Source organism: Halobacillus sp. Marseille-P3879 (genome assembly GCF_900240285.1).
Taxonomy (GTDB): domain Bacteria; phylum Bacillota; class Bacilli; order Bacillales; family Halobacillaceae; genus Halobacillus_A.
In genome coordinates this window covers 1,064,892-1,081,984 of the sequence record NZ_OESS01000001.1, presented here as the reverse complement: position 1 = coordinate 1,081,984, position 17,093 = coordinate 1,064,892, and the positions used below count along the sequence as shown (strand labels likewise).

General features: G+C 41.3%; 15 protein-coding genes and 1 riboswitch. Of the genes, 2 read left to right on the top strand and 13 right to left on the bottom strand.

Annotation, left to right across the window (positions count from 1 at the left end; translation table 11 throughout):
* Window positions 1-37: 37 nt before the first annotated feature.
* The 3 genes from C1A12_RS05385 to C1A12_RS05375 all read right to left on the bottom strand — a co-directional run bounded on the left by C1A12_RS05385 (window position 38) and on the right by C1A12_RS05375 (window position 3,751).
* Window positions 38-1,063, bottom strand: coding sequence for an iron ABC transporter permease (locus tag C1A12_RS05385; RefSeq protein WP_101842805.1), 1,026 nt, complete (start codon window positions 1,061-1,063; stop codon window positions 38-40).
* Window positions 1,056-2,036: an ABC transporter substrate-binding protein gene (locus C1A12_RS05380; protein WP_101842804.1), complete on the bottom strand. Its 981-nt coding sequence runs from the start codon at window positions 2,034-2,036 to the stop codon at window positions 1,056-1,058. Before C1A12_RS05380 ends, C1A12_RS05385 begins: the two co-directional genes overlap by 8 nt.
* A 128-nt stretch (window positions 2,037-2,164) precedes the next feature.
* A riboswitch (cobalamin riboswitch) is annotated at window positions 2,165-2,349 on the bottom strand.
* 178 nt (window positions 2,350-2,527) lie between these two features.
* A complete protein-coding gene (locus C1A12_RS05375; RefSeq protein WP_101842803.1) occupies window positions 2,528-3,751 on the bottom strand; it encodes a DUF819 domain-containing protein in 1,224 nt (407 codons plus the stop codon).
* A 147-nt stretch (window positions 3,752-3,898) separates the two neighbouring features.
* Here C1A12_RS05375 and C1A12_RS05370 point away from each other — a divergent pair, with 147 nt between their 5' ends.
* Together C1A12_RS05370 and C1A12_RS05365 are read left to right on the top strand one after the other, a co-directional pair.
* Window positions 3,899-4,657: a hypothetical protein gene (locus C1A12_RS05370; RefSeq protein WP_101842802.1), complete on the top strand. Its 759-nt coding sequence runs from the start codon at window positions 3,899-3,901 to the stop codon at window positions 4,655-4,657.
* Between the two features lie 140 nt (window positions 4,658-4,797).
* Window positions 4,798-6,273 carry an alpha-amylase family glycosyl hydrolase gene (locus tag C1A12_RS05365; RefSeq protein WP_101842801.1) on the top strand — a complete coding sequence of 492 codons (1,476 nt, stop codon included), beginning with the start codon at window positions 4,798-4,800 and terminating at the stop codon, window positions 6,271-6,273.
* Between the two features lie 206 nt (window positions 6,274-6,479).
* Here the strand turns inward: C1A12_RS05365 and C1A12_RS05360 are convergent, their stop codons facing one another.
* The 10 genes from C1A12_RS05360 to C1A12_RS05315 form a co-directional block, all read right to left on the bottom strand.
* On the bottom strand, window positions 6,480-7,328 hold the full coding sequence (locus tag C1A12_RS05360; protein ID WP_101842800.1) for an SDR family oxidoreductase: 849 nt from the start codon (window positions 7,326-7,328) through the stop codon (window positions 6,480-6,482).
* 8 nt (window positions 7,329-7,336) lie between these two features.
* Window positions 7,337-8,407 carry a mannonate dehydratase gene (gene uxuA / locus C1A12_RS05355; RefSeq protein ID WP_101842799.1) on the bottom strand — a complete coding sequence of 357 codons (1,071 nt, stop codon included), beginning with the start codon at window positions 8,405-8,407 and terminating at the stop codon, window positions 7,337-7,339.
* A gap of 31 nt (window positions 8,408-8,438) precedes the next feature.
* Window positions 8,439-9,458: a zinc-binding alcohol dehydrogenase family protein gene (locus C1A12_RS05350; protein WP_101842798.1), complete on the bottom strand. Its 1,020-nt coding sequence runs from the start codon at window positions 9,456-9,458 to the stop codon at window positions 8,439-8,441.
* A gap of 17 nt (window positions 9,459-9,475) precedes the next feature.
* Complete coding sequence (locus tag C1A12_RS05345; protein ID WP_101842797.1) at window positions 9,476-10,750, bottom strand: TRAP transporter large permease; 1,275 nt, start codon at window positions 10,748-10,750, stop codon at window positions 9,476-9,478.
* Window positions 10,747-11,226 (bottom strand): TRAP transporter small permease, encoded by a 480-nt coding sequence (locus C1A12_RS05340; protein WP_159462144.1) that lies wholly within the window; start codon window positions 11,224-11,226, stop codon window positions 10,747-10,749. Before C1A12_RS05340 ends, C1A12_RS05345 begins: the two co-directional genes overlap by 4 nt.
* A gap of 76 nt (window positions 11,227-11,302) precedes the next feature.
* The gene (locus C1A12_RS05335) at window positions 11,303-12,298 is read right to left on the bottom strand and encodes a TRAP transporter substrate-binding protein (protein WP_101842795.1); all 996 of its coding nucleotides are present in this window, start codon (window positions 12,296-12,298) and stop codon (window positions 11,303-11,305) included.
* Window positions 12,299-12,338: 40 nt separating this feature from the next.
* On the bottom strand, window positions 12,339-13,349 hold the full coding sequence (gene allD / locus C1A12_RS05330; RefSeq protein ID WP_101842794.1) for an ureidoglycolate dehydrogenase: 1,011 nt from the start codon (window positions 13,347-13,349) through the stop codon (window positions 12,339-12,341).
* A gap of 610 nt (window positions 13,350-13,959) precedes the next feature.
* Window positions 13,960-15,015, bottom strand: coding sequence for a M14 family zinc carboxypeptidase (locus C1A12_RS05325; protein WP_159462143.1), 1,056 nt, complete (start codon window positions 15,013-15,015; stop codon window positions 13,960-13,962).
* 280 nt (window positions 15,016-15,295) lie between these two features.
* Entirely contained in the window at window positions 15,296-16,576 is a 1,281-nt protein-coding gene (locus C1A12_RS05320) for a TRAP transporter large permease (protein ID WP_101842792.1), read from the bottom strand.
* A gap of 4 nt (window positions 16,577-16,580) precedes the next feature.
* Window positions 16,581-17,078: a TRAP transporter small permease gene (locus C1A12_RS05315; RefSeq protein WP_101842791.1), complete on the bottom strand. Its 498-nt coding sequence runs from the start codon at window positions 17,076-17,078 to the stop codon at window positions 16,581-16,583.
* Window positions 17,079-17,093 lie beyond the last annotated feature (15 nt).

Here is a 17,093-nt window from a genome sequence, read left to right as displayed (position 1 = left end):
GATATGGCTCTCCTTTCATTCGTGGTTTCCGCCCTGATCAAGCGACAGCCCGCTCTTTTCGCTGATGATACAATATCACAGCAAAAATTGGCGCTCCAATTAACGAGGTAATGACTCCGATCGGAAGTTCAACGGGAGCAATTATTGTTCGGGATATGAGATCAGCAAGAATAAGAAACGTAGCACCGTTAATTAACGATAGCGGCAGTAAATGTCGATGATCGACGCCGAATAATTTCCGGCAGATATGCGGGACCACTAATCCGACAAAGCCAATTGTGCCCGAAACTGCTACCGCCGCTCCCGTTAAAATCGAAGCAGCAAGTAAAATGATGGCTTTTCTTTTTTCGGTCGGGACACCAAGCTGCTTTGCGCGTTCTTCGCCAAGTGACATCGCATTGAGTTCCTGACCTTGAATAAGAAGCAGCAGGGATCCGATCACAAAGAAAGGGATAAGCAGGCCAACATAATTCCATCCTCTCATCGCTACACTTCCAAGCAGCCAGCCGACGATCTGCCTGAGTTCTTCTCCGGTCAGCGCAATCATTAGTGAAATGACGGAACCGAGAAACGAGCCCATTACAATCCCAGTTAGTATGAGTGTTTCTATAGATAGTGTTTTATCAAGCATTCTTGCAAATGTAATCACAAACAACAGCGTCAGAACGGCAGTTACGATACTCATAATCGGCAGAGTGAATATCGCAAATATAGGAAAGGAAAGCCCGAGAAACAACACGAGCACAGCACCGACTGAAGCTCCAGAAGACACGCCTAATGTGTATGGATCTGCGAGCGGATTTTGCAATAGGCCTTGGAACGCCGCTCCAGATATCGCAAGCGACGCTCCAACGAGACCAGCTAATAACACGCGAGGCAGCCTGACATCTACAATAATACTTGCATTAACGGACCCTTCTGCTGGTGAAAAAGGCGCTGCTGCTTCTATGAGAACACCGACGATTTCAGGCAGCGGAACCGTAACACTTCCAGCTCCTACGCCTGCCAGAACCGCTGCCGCAAGAACAATCAAGGATCCCGCATAGGTAAAAAATTTACTCATCACTGAACGTGTCAGGGTAAACTGCTTCAGCTAACTCTTCCAGACCTTCGACGAGTCGCGGTCCGGAACGTGTAACAAGGTCAGAATGGACATCGATGACTTCTTCATTGGCTACGGCCGGTACTTCTTCCCAGCCTTCACGACCTGTCACCTGGGCCACGGGATCCTCGGTATAGTACCCGTACGTGGTGACGATTACATCCGGCTGCATGTCAATAACGGCTTCTTCGTTCAGCTGTACCCAGCCTTCTTCGTCTGCCGCTGCATTTTCTGCCTGAATCATTTCAAGCATTTCATTCATAAACGTTCCTGTACCCGTTGTATAGATCTCCGGTTCAGGGGATACTTCAACGAATACACTTTTCGTTTCTTCGATTTCTTCCGCCTTGGCTTCAATAGAGTCTACATCCTCCTGCATACCCGTTACGATCTCTTCCGCGCTTTCCTGCTCATTCACAAGCTCACCAATAGTATTGATCGTATCGTAAACACCATCAAAGCTGGTCGCATCCTCTACGACGTAAACCGGAATACCGGCCTCCTCAATTTGATCAAGCGCTTCCTGCGAATTATGAGCACCGGAAGCATGCGCCAGCACTAAATCCGGCTCGAGTGAGAGTACTTTTTCCACGTTAATCTCCATGCCACCGACTTGTTCGAGTTCAGTCACTTCCTCGGGGTAGTTATCGTTCTCAGTAACTCCGACGACTTCATCTCCGGCACCGAGTTCATATACAATTTCCGTATTGCTTGGAATTAGGCTGATAATACGCTCCGGATCCTCTTCGATTTCTACTTCATTGGCCATGGCATCTTCCACCGTCAGCGGATAGCTCGTTTCTCCTGAAGATGCTTCCTCACTGCTTTCTTCTGGAGTTTCCTCATTTGTTTCTTCATTTGAATCGTCTGCACACCCAGCCAGCAGACCTGCTGACAAACAAACTGCACCTATGTAACGCCAATATTTTTTCATTAAACTCTCCCCTTTTAATTAATTCAACACAAAAAATACACACCCTACATTTTAGATGTGTATACATAACCTGCTATGCGGCCGCTAATGACAAACCGCACCCGATCACACCTCCTATCCGCGTAGGTTCCTGGTGAAGAAAAATAGGTAGGTCTCCTGGCTTATGGTCATCGCTCGCTGCTCCTTCCCATGCTTAAGCACACAGTGGAATGATGCAGGTCGCTCGCAAATACAGTGGCGGGACCGCGCTGGAATCGAACCAGCTTCCCTTTTAAGTGATGGGATCCATCACGCCTATTTTTACGACAATATTCTATTTCTCTTCTATTTTAATGGAAGTCCAGGGAAAAATCACGAGTTAAATAATCACCAGTTCAGTCTGTCGGGAATAGCGGCTTATTTCTATTTTCACGGGCAATTTTATAAAAAGTCCGTCTAGTTCGAAAAATGTCATATGCTGGAATGTTCGCAGAATGCAGAAAGACCCTGCATTAAAAGCCGCTGAACCATACACCAATCCCTGTCCCAATATAGTTCCCAACAATATACCCGAGTGTCCCTACTAATAAAATCGGTACCACCAGCTTCGTCCAGCCTTTGGCAATCGCCATCGCTGCCGCCGTTGTCGGACCCCCGATGTTCGCATTTGACGCAACGATCACTTCCTCCAGGCTGAACTTAAATAAACGTCCTAATACAAAGGAAACGAGCATATTACTCATTACCACAATAAAAACGAATACTAGCAGCATTGGGGCGTTTTGAAAAATCAGCACAATGGAAGCCGGAACACCGATGACAACAAAGAAAATATAAATTAAATATGTACCGATCTCCTGGGCCCCGCGAATTCCTTCAAAATACCGTGGGAACATAGTAACCGCAACCATAGTCAGCGTCGTTAACATTAAGTAGCCGTCCCCAAGAATCCCATTCAGCACATTAGCTATAATATGGGTATCCTCCCAGGCAGGAATTACTACGGCAAACCAATCGGCAATGAAAAAAGAAACGGCTACGAGAGCAAATGAAGTACCGACAGCCAGCCCAATATCCTGAAGCGACATTTCCTTTCGTCCCCAATACGACGCAGCCTCCGTTTCGCCACGTTCCTGGGAACTTATCTTGGAACGTTCATCCATATATGGAGTTTTAAACTTTTTCGTGAAAAAATTGATTGCAGGAAGCGCCATTAAAATAAAGAAATACAGCGCCATCATCAAGTTATCCGCAACGACCGCAGAAGAAACGAGTTCACCCGGTGCTTCAAACTTTGTAGAAAGAGCAGCAAAATTGACCCCGCCGCCTATATAGGACCCGGTCATCATCGCACCTACCTGATCGAGCCCAGGCACAATATCTTTTAATAGAAAAAATCCTATAATTGCTCCAGCGACTGTTCCAGCTGCACTTAAGAAAAAAAGTAACAGTAATCGGCCGCTTTCATTCCAAATCTTACGAATATTCGCTTGAAACAACAGCAGCGGGATGGCAAGCGGAACACCATATTCCCAAACCGTATCATAAGCCGGCGACTCAAGCGGAATGATACCGACATTGGCCAGAATCATCGCCCCGACCAGCGCAATAATTGCGCCAGAAAGCTTCGAAGCCCATTTATAATTCTGCTCCAGGTAGATACTTACAGCCGCCCATCCGGCAAGAAATGCCCATAAGATCCATATATCGTCGGGTTGAATTAAACTATTTTCCATAAAAATCCTCCCTCTTTTTGATAGACCATTAAAAATTTCTTACAGAAAGTTTTCAATATATAGGTGATACTCAGCAAGGCTTGTAATATTTTACCTTCCTCTCAAGTATATTTTTTAAACACGAGCTGTTTACAAGGAGGGATTCATTTGCCAGATCAAAAAGAAGAAAAGAAACCTAGCAAGTGGAAAACAGTTAACCCATGGTTGAAATGGACAGCCCTGACGATCGCACTGGCCCTGTCATGGGGAGTCTTCTGGGGGATAGGCTTGGCCAGCGCCACAGCCGAGCTAGATGGGGAGAAGCTTGCGTACGAGGAACTGGTAAATAAGAGTGCAGAACAATCAACAGAACTAAAGGAAATTGAAGGTAACCTTAAAGACAGCCAGGAAGAATACAAGGAAGTCCTCACATTAATTGATGATAAAGATGCGCTCGAAGAACAAATGAAAACCTTAACGGATGATATTGAAACGAAAGAAGAAGAAAATAAAAAACTTATAGAAGAACTGCAGCAGCAAATTAAAGACAAAGAAAAAGAGACCGGACAAGAAATTGATAAATTTGACAGTCAGCTTAAAGAAAAAAATGGAGAACTGAAGCAATTAGAAGAAGATATACAAGCGAAAAAAGACGAACTTAAAGCTGTAACAGGAAATGTAGAGGAAGCAAAAGGCGATCCTGTCACACTGTCTGCCGGTTTCTTTGATGTAGGAAAGGATTTACCGGCCGGGCGATATAAAGTGACTCCAGCGAGCGGAAATGGCAACTTTTTCGTAAATGATGGGATGAAAGTTAATATTCTGCTCGGTCACGACGAATTATTTGAAGAGGAGTATGTATTTACTGCAGATGACGGAGACGTAATTGAACTGACGCTGTCTGCTACATTCACACCGATAGAGTAAACAAAAAGTTGAGCCTCTTCCATGAAAATAATGATTGTACCTATTTTCCAATGGTGGTAATATTTTAACAAAGTTGTAGACACGAATCTCCTTTGTCAGCAGTCATTTATCTATTATCCACATGGAAACGGGGCGAATAAATGAATAGAGATAATAAAAACGGCGTGTTTTATGAAATCTATGTTAACTCATTTTATGATTCAGACGGCGATGGACATGGTGATTTGAATGGAATTACAGCGCAGCTGGATTATTTAAATACAGGAGACCCCGGCAGCAAAAAAGACTTACAGGTCGATGGCATATGGCTGATGCCGATCAGCCCATCACCTAGCTATCATAAATACGATGTGATTGATTATTACAGCGTCGATCCTGATTATGGAACTTTAGAAGATTTTCATAAGCTTGTCTCTGAAGCGCACGAAAGGAATATGACAGTAATAATAGATCTAGTCATTAATCATACAAGCATAGAACATCCCTGGTTTAAAGAAGCAAGTACTTCCTTTAATAATAGATACCGAGATTATTACGTATGGGCTGATGAGGACACAGATCTTAATGAAAAAGGACCATGGGGACAGCAGCTATGGCACAAAAACCCGAACGGGGAAGGTTATTATTATGGCGTGTTCTGGTACGGAATGCCCGATCTTAACTTCGAGAACCAGGAAGTGCGAGAAAAAGTGAAGGAGATAGGGAGGTTCTGGCTCAATCAAGGGGCAGATGGATTCCGTTTAGATGCCGCTCTGCATATCTTTGACGAGGGTACGAGAAAAAACATCGAATGGTGGAACGAATTTCGTGAAGCTATGAGAGAAATAAACCCGGAAGTTTATTTAGTCGGCGAGGTGTGGGATCAACCAGAAGTGGTGGCTCCCTATTATCAATCTTTAGATTCGCTGTTTAACTTTAGTTTAGCAGACGTCATAGTCCGTTCCATTAAAAATAATTACGACCAGGGTGTCGTCCGCACTGCCCTTTCTACCGAAGAATTATACCATCCGCATAATCCGAGTAAAATCGATGCCGTCTTTTTAACCAATCACGATCAAAATCGTGGCATGAGTGAATTTGCCAGTAATCTCAACAAAGCAAAGACAGCAGCAGCCATCCTTCTGACACTGCCAGGGAACCCGTTTATTTACTATGGGGAGGAAATCGGTATGACGGGCCAAAAGCCTGATGAATTCATCCGTGAACCCTTCCGCTGGTATGAAGGAGAGGGGGAAGGACAGACTACGTGGAGAATCCCGGAATATAACACAGGCCATAACGGAGTTTCAGTAGAAGCACAAGACGAACAGAAGGATTCCTTGTTAAATCATTACCGCGAATTTGTCCGCCTTCGTCATAAACATGTTGAACTTCAAAAGGGAGATTTAACAGAGATCCAAGTAAATAACCCCCACATTATTGCTTACAGACGCTCCTATGAGAATAATTCTCTAGATATGTATCACAATATTTCAGAGCAACCGATGGCACTGTCGGTAGAGAAAAAAGGGAAGAAAATTTTTTCTAGTCATAATAGAGTTAAGGTTAGTAAAAAAACAGTCATACTCCCCTCAAATTCCACTGTTTTAATTAAGTATAAACATAAAGGGTTTTAGCTCACAAAAGATCCGAACTATCATTCCCATTATCTATAAAGGGGCGAGATAGTTCGGGTTTAGTCTTTTTTATTCGCGAAAGAACATAATCATTCTTGTGATGCTTTAGAGAATAGGACTTTATTAATCTACTTGAGATCTTACCGTTCTCTTTTTTTACGTTGTTAAGAAGTACCTCTTTTCCATCTCGTTCTAACCCTGCTCGTCTACACTCCAGAGTAAGCTAAAAAACCACCATCTACAGGAACAGTAATGCCAGTGACAAAACCAGACATATTTTCATCAGCCAGCCAAACTAAGGTGCCGAGTAAGTCTTCTGGTGTTCCAAACCTCTGCATTGGAGTATGACTAATAATCTTGTGGGAGCGTGCTGTTAAACTTCCATCTTCATTGGTCAGCATTTTTCTATTTTGGTCTGTAAGAAAAAAACCAGGAGCAATGGCATTAACTCTTATCCCTGCATCGGCCATATGAACGGCTAACCACTGGGTGAAATTATTTATCCCTGCTTTGGCCGCACTATAAGCCGGTACCTTTGTCATGGGAGAAGGAGCACTCATAGAAGACATGTTAATAATAGAGGCCCCTTTTCGGTTGACCATTTTCTTTGAAAAAACCTGCGTAGGTATAAATGTGCCCACTAAGTTCAAGTTAAACACGAATTGGAATCCTTCCGTTGTCATATCAAAAAACGTGGATAAATCTTCTTGTTCGAAGTCCTCTAATTTAAGTGTTTCATTATCCGTAGTTCCGTCCGGGTGGTTCCCTCCTGCCCCGTTAATGAGCAATTCGCATACCCCTAATTTAGAAGTTACGATTTCTTCCGCTCTACGTACACTGTCCTTGTCAAGTACATCACAAGGAATGGCTAACGCTTCTCCCCCTTTTTCTGTAATTGATTCCTCAACCTTCTTTCCTGATTCTTCACTTCGATTTAATATAGCCACTTTTGCACCAAGTCTGCCTAACTCTTTAGCCATCGTACTGCAGAGAACACCGCTTCCCCCTGTGACTACCGCTACTTTCCCTTTTAAGTTAGTATTGTTTATAACCATGTACTTGCTCACCTACTTTTTTTATTTCGTTTAAGGGAATCCCAAATCCCCCACAAATACATAATGCCGAGTCCCCTGTCGTAAAGGCCGTAACCAGGCCGACATTCTTCTCCCCAAATATGTCTGCCATGATCAGGCCTTACATATCCATTAAATCCGTTCTGATGATAAGCTTCCACTACTTTATAAATATCAACAGAACCGTCATTTGTTCGATGCGATGTTTCAACAAAATCCCCATTCTCGAAGGTTTGAACATTTCTTATATGTGCAAAATGGATACGATCTGAAAACTCGTTTATCATTTCCGGAATGTTATTTTGAGGGTTAGCCCCCAGGGATCCACTGCATAAAGTTAACCCGTTATAGGAGTCGTCAACAAGTTTTAAAAACCTTTGCAAATTTTCCTTATTCGTTATAATTCTTGGCAATCCAAATACGGACCAGGGTGGATCGTCAGGATGAATAGCCATTTTAATATCGTTTTCCTTAGCTGCTGGTATAACTCTTTCCAGAAAGTACTGCAAATTCGACCAGAGATCCTCTTCTGTTACATGTTGGTATTTTTCAAAGAGTTCTGATAGTTGTTCTAGTCGTTCTGGTTCCCAGCCCGGCATAGTGAAGTTAGAATCCAAAGCTATGGTACGGACGAGTTCATTCGGATCAATATCTGATATCTTCTCTTTTTCAAAGAAAAGTGCTGTAGAACCATCATTTAATTCTTTATAAAGATTCGTACGTGTCCAATCAAATACAGGCATGAAATTATAGCAAATGACTTTGACACCAGCTTTAGCTAGCTTTTCAATCGTTTTAATATAATTGTTAATATATTGATCTCTTGTTGGAAGGCCAAGTTTAATGTCTTCATGTACATTTACACTTTCAACTACATCGATATGTAGTCCTTGATTTTCTGCCTGCTCTTTCACCTCGGAAATTCGGTGCATCGGCCATTCCTCGCCCGCAGGAATATCATGTAGAGCCCATACGACTCCCTCAACCCCGGGAACCTGCTTTATGTGTTCAAGTGGAATTTGATCGTTTTCTTCACCAAACCACCGCATCGTCATTTTCATAGAGTACCCTCACCTCGCATAATTACTTGCTTTATTCCATTTTTATAATGACTTTTCTTACTTCCGGAGGAGCCTCCTCCATTAACTGAAAGGCTTCTTTAGCTTGAGAAAGCTCGTATTGATGACTCACTAAATCTCTCACACTAAATTCTGAGGAATTAAATAGATTAATAATCTTCGAAAACTGATGAGTCTGCAGTCTTGATCCACAGATTGTCAGTTCTTTTTTTGTAATATCTACTTGGGCAATCTCAGACAATTCATTTGAAAAACCTAACAGAACAACTCTTGCAGCCACCGATGTCAGAGAAATGGCTTGTTCCACCGTTTTAGGATTCCCGACTGCATCAATCACCACGTTGGCTCCTGTTCCATCTGTCCATGTTAAAACCCTCTCGGTAATATCCGCACTGGCAGGGTTAATCACCATATCAGCTCCCCAATTTTTTGCAAATTCGAGTCTTTCTTCGTTAAAATCTGATATAGCTACTTTAGCTCCTGCTTTTTTTGCCATCTTTAAACAACAGAGACCAATGGGGCCTGCTCCGATTATAAACACAGTGTCCCCTTCTTGTACGTTTCCCCGGGAAATGGATTGTGCTCCTATGGTAAACGGTTCTATTAAAGCAATTTCTGACCAATCTAATGATTGATCTACTCGATGAACCTGAGAGGCTGGAATAACTATTACCTGGCTGCCTCCCCCATCGCGGTGAACGCCGTATACTTCCACGTTTTCACATACATTTGGTCTCGCCTGCTTACACGCGTAACATTCTCCACAAGACACCATCGGTTCTATTACTACTTTGTCACCCAGGGAAAGTGTAGAAACTGAGTCACCAATCTCCATTACTTCACCTGCAATTTCATGTCCAATAATCCGTGGATAAGTGGCAAATGGGTTTTCCCCATGAAAAATGTGCATGTCTGAACCGCATATTCCCATAGCCTTCATGCGTATTTTCACATCTTGTGGATTCATTAATTCGGGTTCATTAAGATCTACTACATTCAATTCTCCAGGTTCCTTCACTTGAATGGCTTTCAATTTTAAGACTCCTCCCATTATTCAAATAAGCTTGGTAAGAACAGAGTTAATTGAGGAACAAAACTAACAAGTAAGAGCACCAGCAAACTCACTCCCAGGAAAGGTAATAGTGCTAATGATGCTCGGCCCAGGGAGACCTTGCCAATACTTGAAGCAACAAATAAACAGACTCCGACAGGGGGTGTAGACAACCCAATCATCAAATTTAAAACCATCATTACCCCAAAATGTACAGGGTCCATACCTATATGAGTTGCAACTGGCAGTAAGACAGGAAATAAAATAACCAGTGCAGCAATCGTTTCCATAAATGTTCCTACGAACAAAAGCAATAGGTTCAACAATAGGATGACTACTATTGGATTCTCAGAAAAAGACAAGATGCTATCTGCGACAAGCTGAGGAATTTGTTCGCTTACAAGAATCCAGCCAAATAAATTAGCAAATCCAACCAAAACCATGATGCCAGCTGTACTTACCATTGAATCCAAAAATACTTTGGGGATCATTTTTAATTTAAGGTCACGATAAACAAGCAGCCCTACAATTAAGGCATAAACTACGGCTACAATTGAAGCCTCAGTAGGGGTGAAAAAACCACTCAAAATGCCAAATAAAATAACTACTGTCATCATTAATGCCCAAAAGGCCCCTGAAAAGGATTTAATGACTACAGAAAGGTGCTGCCGCTCCCCTTTTGGATATTTATTCTTTTTTGAAATTATATAGGTAAGAATCATCAAACTAATTCCTAATAAGATACCAGGGATCGTACCTGCTAAGAAAAGGTCCCCAATGGATACCGTTGCAAGTGTTCCCAGAATAATCATAGGCAATGATGGCGGTATAATTGGCCCGATAGTAGATGAAGAAGAGGTTACCGCAACGGCAAAAGAAGAATCGTATCCTTCTTTCTTCATGGCAGGAATCATGACAGAGCCAATACTTGCTGTGTCAGCAAGAGCAGTTCCTGATATTCCTGCAAATCCCATAGATGAACCAACATTGGCTAACCCTAACCCCCCTCTAATATGGCCTACAAGGTTATTAGTGAATTTAATAATTCTATCTGTGATCCCTCCTGCATTCATTAAATTACCAGCCAATATAAAACCAGGGATACACAAAAGGGTAAATGAATTAATTCCTCCAAACATTTTCTGCGGGATAATGTTTAAAGGAATATCAGCCAAAATAATATAGATAAGTGAAGAAATCCCTAAACTAAAGGCAATTGGCAGACTGAGTGAGATTAAAACAAGAAAAGATACAAACAAGATCATGGCCATCATTGCCTTACACCTTCTTCCTGACTATTCTTCAAAACTGCGAAAATATTAATAAAGCTATATAGTGCCAGAAGCACAAATAATATAACCATACTTAAATTAATATAATACATTTCTACCGCTAAAGTTGCTGAAGATTGGTTTTGTCCTAACAATGCAAACTCATAAGCATAGTAAATTAAAAAAGCTGAAAAACAGCCGATTATTAAGTAAATCACAGCATCAACATACTTTTTTATTTGATCCGGGATAACCTCCAGTAAAAAATCAACTCTTACATATTCTCTCTTTTCCATTGCAAGTGGGGCGGATACAGCAATTGCGAAGATGAATAGAAAACGTGAGACCTCTTCTGTCCAAACAAATGAAAAAGAAGTATAGCGCCCTGTTATTTGAATTAGAACAACAAATATCAAAGCTGAAAAAATCACCACTGTCAGCGCTTTTAATAAATTACTTAATAACTTAACAAGCTTCATCTTTATCATCCTTTAATGGTAATAGATAAACACTCTTCCTAATCAGGAAGAATGTTTATCATATTTTCCTTCTATCTTATTCTCCAGCTTCAACTATTCTGTTGTATAAATCCATTTGCACGTCGTCAAAACCAGCTTCCACTCCTGGCTGCATTTTTTCTGCAAATGCCTCTTGATCGACCTCCACAAACTCCATGCCTTCTTCTTTTAACTCTTCTTCTATTTCTTCAGTTTCCGTATCATAGAGTTCCTTACCATATTCCTGTGCTTCCTGAGCAGCTTCTTGAACAGCCGTCTGTGTATCTTCATCCAGCTCTTCAAATTGATCATTTCCCACTACGACGTAGATCCAGGAGTACACATGCTCTGTAACATTCACGTAGTCTTGTACCTCTGACAGCCCAGCACTTTGAATAAGATCTACGGGATTTTCTTGTCCATCGATAACGCCTTGCTGCAATCCAGTAAATACTTCACTGAAATCCATTGCCTGAGGTCTCGCCCCAGCCTCTTCCCATGCATCCATAAATAGAGGCACATTTGGCACCCTCATTTTGAAACCTTCCAAATCGTCGGGTGTTTCTATTTTTTCATTAGAAGTTAAGTTTCTAGGGGCTCTAGTATGGTAGTAAAGCGGAGTTACTCCAACCTCTTCTTTTATCGCTTCTTCTATATCTGACCCAATATCACCTTCGACTACTTTTTGTAAATGTTCTTCATTATTAAATGCATAAGGTGTAGCCATAAGAGCAGCTTCAGGAGCCCAGTTTTCCATTGTCTCTCCAGTAATTGTCATATCAGCCGTGCCAGCTTTGATCCCATCTAACACTTCTGTTTCGGATCCTAGCTCTTCATTAGGATAGATATCAATTTGCAGTTCTCCGTCCGTTTTCTCATCAACTAATTCAGCAAATTTCTCAGCCGTTTTGTGCCATTGGTGATCTTCATTAGATAAGTGCCCTAATTTCCAAGTAGTCGTATCCCCAGAACCTGAAGCGCCTTCATCTCCTCCGCATGCAGCCAGTGCTGTAACCATTAACGCAGATAAAGCCAAACCTATTTTTTTTCGCATATTAAACTGCCTCCTCATTAGATTTATGTAATTTAATAACTTAAGAGTTTAAATAATCGAATATACTTTGCGGGATAGGAACCCCTTCTGATTTGTACTCTACTTCTTTCAATTGTTCCGGTTCACCTGGTACCAGCACAGAAGAAAACCCGTCTGCCGGCTTAACATCATGCAGCTCATTAATCATTTGATCAATATTAGTTAGGAATTCATTTTTATCTATAAATAAACCAGGGTCTATCGTTACAATAAGGTGGCTCAACTCCCTATTCGATTTATAGTCGCCATACATTGGAGAGATACCTGGACCAAACGAACCCCCGGTTAAAATTCCAGTCAGTACGTCCACTACAAGCCCCAGCCCGTACCCCTTCGGACCTCCAGATGGCAGCAGATTTTTCACTAAGTGAGGATCGTTAACAGGATTGCCTTTCTCATCCACTCCCCAGTTATCAGGAATATCCTTGCCTGTTTCTCTGGCGTGCAGAATTTTCCCTAAAGCTACATTGCTGGTTGCCATATCTAAGATAATTGGACGATGATTTTTCGCGGGGAAACCATAGGCAATAGGGTTTGTACCAAAGAATGGCTCTGCGCCTCCAAAAGGCACTACTGCACTATCCGTATGAGTCATAACCATACTAATTGTTTCTTGCTCAGCAGCCTGCTGGGTGAAGTAAGACAGGGCTCCACAATGGCTGCTGTTTATAACCCCAACTATTCCAATCCCATTTTCTTTTGATAACTTGATCGCTTCATCCATGGCTTCTTTAGTGATCACATGGCCCATTCCATTATCACCATCAAAAAGCACCGCTGAAGAACCTTTTTTTGTTACACTAAAATTCGGATTAGCATTCATCCCTCCTTCACTCAATCTTTTCACATAATGTTCTGTTCGCAGTACTCCATGCGAACTAACTCCACGTAAATCCGCATGCACCAAAACATCCGCTACTACTTCTGCCTGGTCATTACTAACCTTTGCGTCTGTTAATTTCTTAACTACTAAAGACTTGAGTGTCTCATGGTTAACTACTTTTCCTGTCATATTCGCTCCCCTTCAATACATGTAATCCAAGGATAAAAATTAAACCGCTTTCAAAAAATAAAAGACGTTTATAACTTTCACCCATCTACTAAACACAATCCACTAAATCGGTTTACTAAACCGATTCACTAAACCGATTTAGTAAATCTTAACACAATGAAAGCGCTTATAAAAGTCCGGTTTATAAATTTTTTCAATTTTATTAATTGTTAATTAAAGATGGATTACAGGAAGGAATTCATTCTTTTGGGCGAATAAAAAGTAGAGAAGTTTACCTTATACACATGCTCAGAGCCAATAAAAAAAGAACCCCGCTAATATAGAAGGGCTCTTTCCAACTCCAAATGTTCCACCTGAAAAAATTACCGTACAGTTTCTTTTATTTTGCCAACCACATTTTAACGGCAAGAATTGAAAATGTAATCAGATTAACATTTTTTGTTTTCTTCAAGTGATACCCTCCTACTGTTTTCTGAATATTTAGTATAGTAAAAGAGTAACACCATATTTTTAGCTTTCATACTGTCATGTAAGGAAATCTAACACAGAAATTTTCTAACGTAGAAATGTTTCAAAAAAAGCAAAACCTCGACGCCTCATTTTCGATCTATTATTCTTCACTATCAATATCTGCTGTGTATTGATCAGGCATCGTCTCCCACACACTTACATCTGCATCCTCAATTGACCCATCAGCAAGCGCAGCAATGGAAGACAGCATGGCATCTGTACCCTGTTTAACTAAGTAACCACTACTCTTCTGCCCGAGAATTGAAGTTGTATTCGGGGAATCCGTCATCCCTCTATTTTCAAAAAGGATAGTCGGGATGTTGTAGTAAGTCGCGAAGTGGTTACGCGCGTTTGACGTTAAGCTGCCACCTTCTCCATAACGGGCAAACGTACCGTATCCTTTTGACTCCATTTCATTGTAGACAATAGCTCCCAGCTTTTGTGACTTCTCTAATACTTCCTCCGTAGCACTACTCGTTGGATAAAGCAGGGCGCCGGATACTAACTCACCATCCTCAGTTACGCGATTAGCAATTTGATGATGAAAATCGATCGCGTAATCGATGTCGTACTGTTGTAATACATTCTCATGGAGGGCACGAGTTTCCGGTTGAGATAAAGAGTTATGAGTGCGGTTTAAGTTAATGCCTGCTGCATTGTTTCTTGTCTGCATACCGCCGAACTGCAGATGAGATGTATCCCAATCGACATCACCTGCTGCTCCATCTGGATTTAGCCGGGGCACAAACAAAATGTTGACATTATTAAGCCATTCCTTAACTTCCTTGCCATTGGCAGACAGCTTCTTCATCACCTGGATCGCTGATTCAGTGACAAGCGCCTCGTTTCCATGCTGCTGTGTGAGCATAAGAATTGTCGGATTACCCGCATTGTTCCCTGCTTTTACGAGATGAAGGTCTCTTCCCTTAATCGACTGACCGATGACTTCTACACTGATATTTTCGGATTTCTTATCGATCTTTTTTAAGAAGCTTGCGAGTTCCTCGTTACTGGTCAAACTTTCAATTTTAACCTGTTGATTTTCATTCACTTCGGGTCCACTTCCTTCAGCGGCCACTGGACTGACAGAGGGAGAGGCTAATAGTGCCAGTGTCAGGGCAGCCGTTACACCTGTTTTAATACTTTTATTTTTCACAATCATACCTCCAAGAAAATATTTAATATTAACATTTTCTTGAAATTTACACCATATCCTGCTAATCATCTGATAATTCAGTCAATTTACCTACTCAATAAAGTTAAGCTCAATAAGAATCTTAAATCATGACGATGTTGATTATGAATGGGTTTCTTTCAACCTACTTATAAAGTCTTCGGTCTCAACTTAATAATTCCTCTGCTTATTTAATGAACTAAAAAAGAGATCCCCTTTGCAAGGAACCTCTGTGTAAGAAAGCATTTTGAACTAATAGTTTTTAATCGGCAAATATCTCGGGTAGATACATGGTTAGACTTGGAATATAAGCAACTAGAAGTAAGACGACAACCATCACAGCATAAAATGGGAGCATTCCTTTCGAAACCTTTTCAATCGATAGCTTTCCAATTGCCGAACCTACAAACAGTACAGTACCTACTGGTGGTGTTACTAGTCCAATAGCAAGACAGAGTATAAGTAAAACACCGAAATGGACAGGATCCATTCCTATATTAGTTGCCACTGGGAGCAGTATTGGTGTAGCTATCAGAATTAGAGGAGCCATATCCATAATCATACCTAAGAGTAACAAGATTGTAACGATCATTAGAATGGTGACGAAATTATTTGGAGATATGCCGATCAATGCATCTGATACAGTTATTGGAACATTTGTTAGAGTAAGCAGCCAGCCAAAAGCTGAGGAAGCCCCGATTAAAAATAGAACCATCGCTAAAGTCTTAAAGGTCCTATGAAGGATGATCCCCATTCTTTGGAGAGGAATATCACGGTATACAAAAAATGTAATTATAAACGCGTAAAGCGTTCCAATTGCTGCTGATTCTGTTGCTGTAAAGACCCCTGTGATAATTCCACCAATGATGATAACAGCTGTCAATAAGCCGAGGAGACCTTCCCAAATGATTCGGGGAATATCTTCTTTTTTCACAGCTTCTCCTTTTGGATAGTTTCGTTTCATAGCAATTACATAAGTCAAAATCATCAGCACAATCCCAAGAAGTAATCCAGGCAGCAATCCACCCATAAACAAGGCTCCTACTGATACACCACCCGCAGCAGTAGAATAAATGATCATGTTGTGACTCGGCGGAATCATAACGCCCTGAGCCGAACTTGTTACCGTCACTGATACAGCATAATCTGAATCATAACCGTTTTTCTTCATCATTGGGATTAAAACCGATCCTACTGAAGAGGTATCGGCTACCGCTGAGCCTGATATACCGCCAAAAAAGGTACTGGCCATAACATTGACCATTGCTAACCCGCCTCTAATCTTCCCTATAATCACATTAGATAAATTAATAAGTCGCCGCGAGATCCCACCTTCATTCATAATTTCCCCAGCAAGAACAAAAAAAGGAATAGCTAGTAAAGAAAAAGAATTTAAACCGCCAACCATACGCTGGATAATTGCCGAAGGTTCAATTTGTAAGTACAAACCTGTAATTAAAGAAGAAACAATTAAGGAAAGCGCGATAGGTACTCTAAACAAAAGCAATAATGCAAAACTTCCTATTAAAATGAAGACATCCATATTTTTACCCCTCCGTTACACCATCAAAGTTCCGGTGCATTCCTTTCCTAAATAGTAATTCAATACCATATAAGGTCACGAATATTCCCGTAGCAGGTATCGAAGCATATAAAACACTAGATGGAAGTCCTAAACCAGGCAGTGTAGAAGACCCCATCAGCATCGTAAACTGCCATCCAAAATAAATCATAAATATTCCTAACCCAATAACGATAACTTTCGCTAAATAATCAAAACCTTTCTGAACTTGTTCAGGCAGCATATTAACCACCAGCCCCACCCCAATATGAAGTTTTTCCTTAAATCCATAAGCAATTCCAAGGAAACTCACCCACACAAAGAGTACACGAGAAAGTTCTTCTGACCAGGATGGTGTATAGCTGAAAATTTGGCGTGAAAAAACTTGGACAACAATAATCAGAACCATCACCGCAAGAAGAGTTAAGGCAGTCACTAACAGCACGCGGTCCAGACTTCGTTTAAGCATTTTTAATAGGTTCATAAGATATCCCCCTAA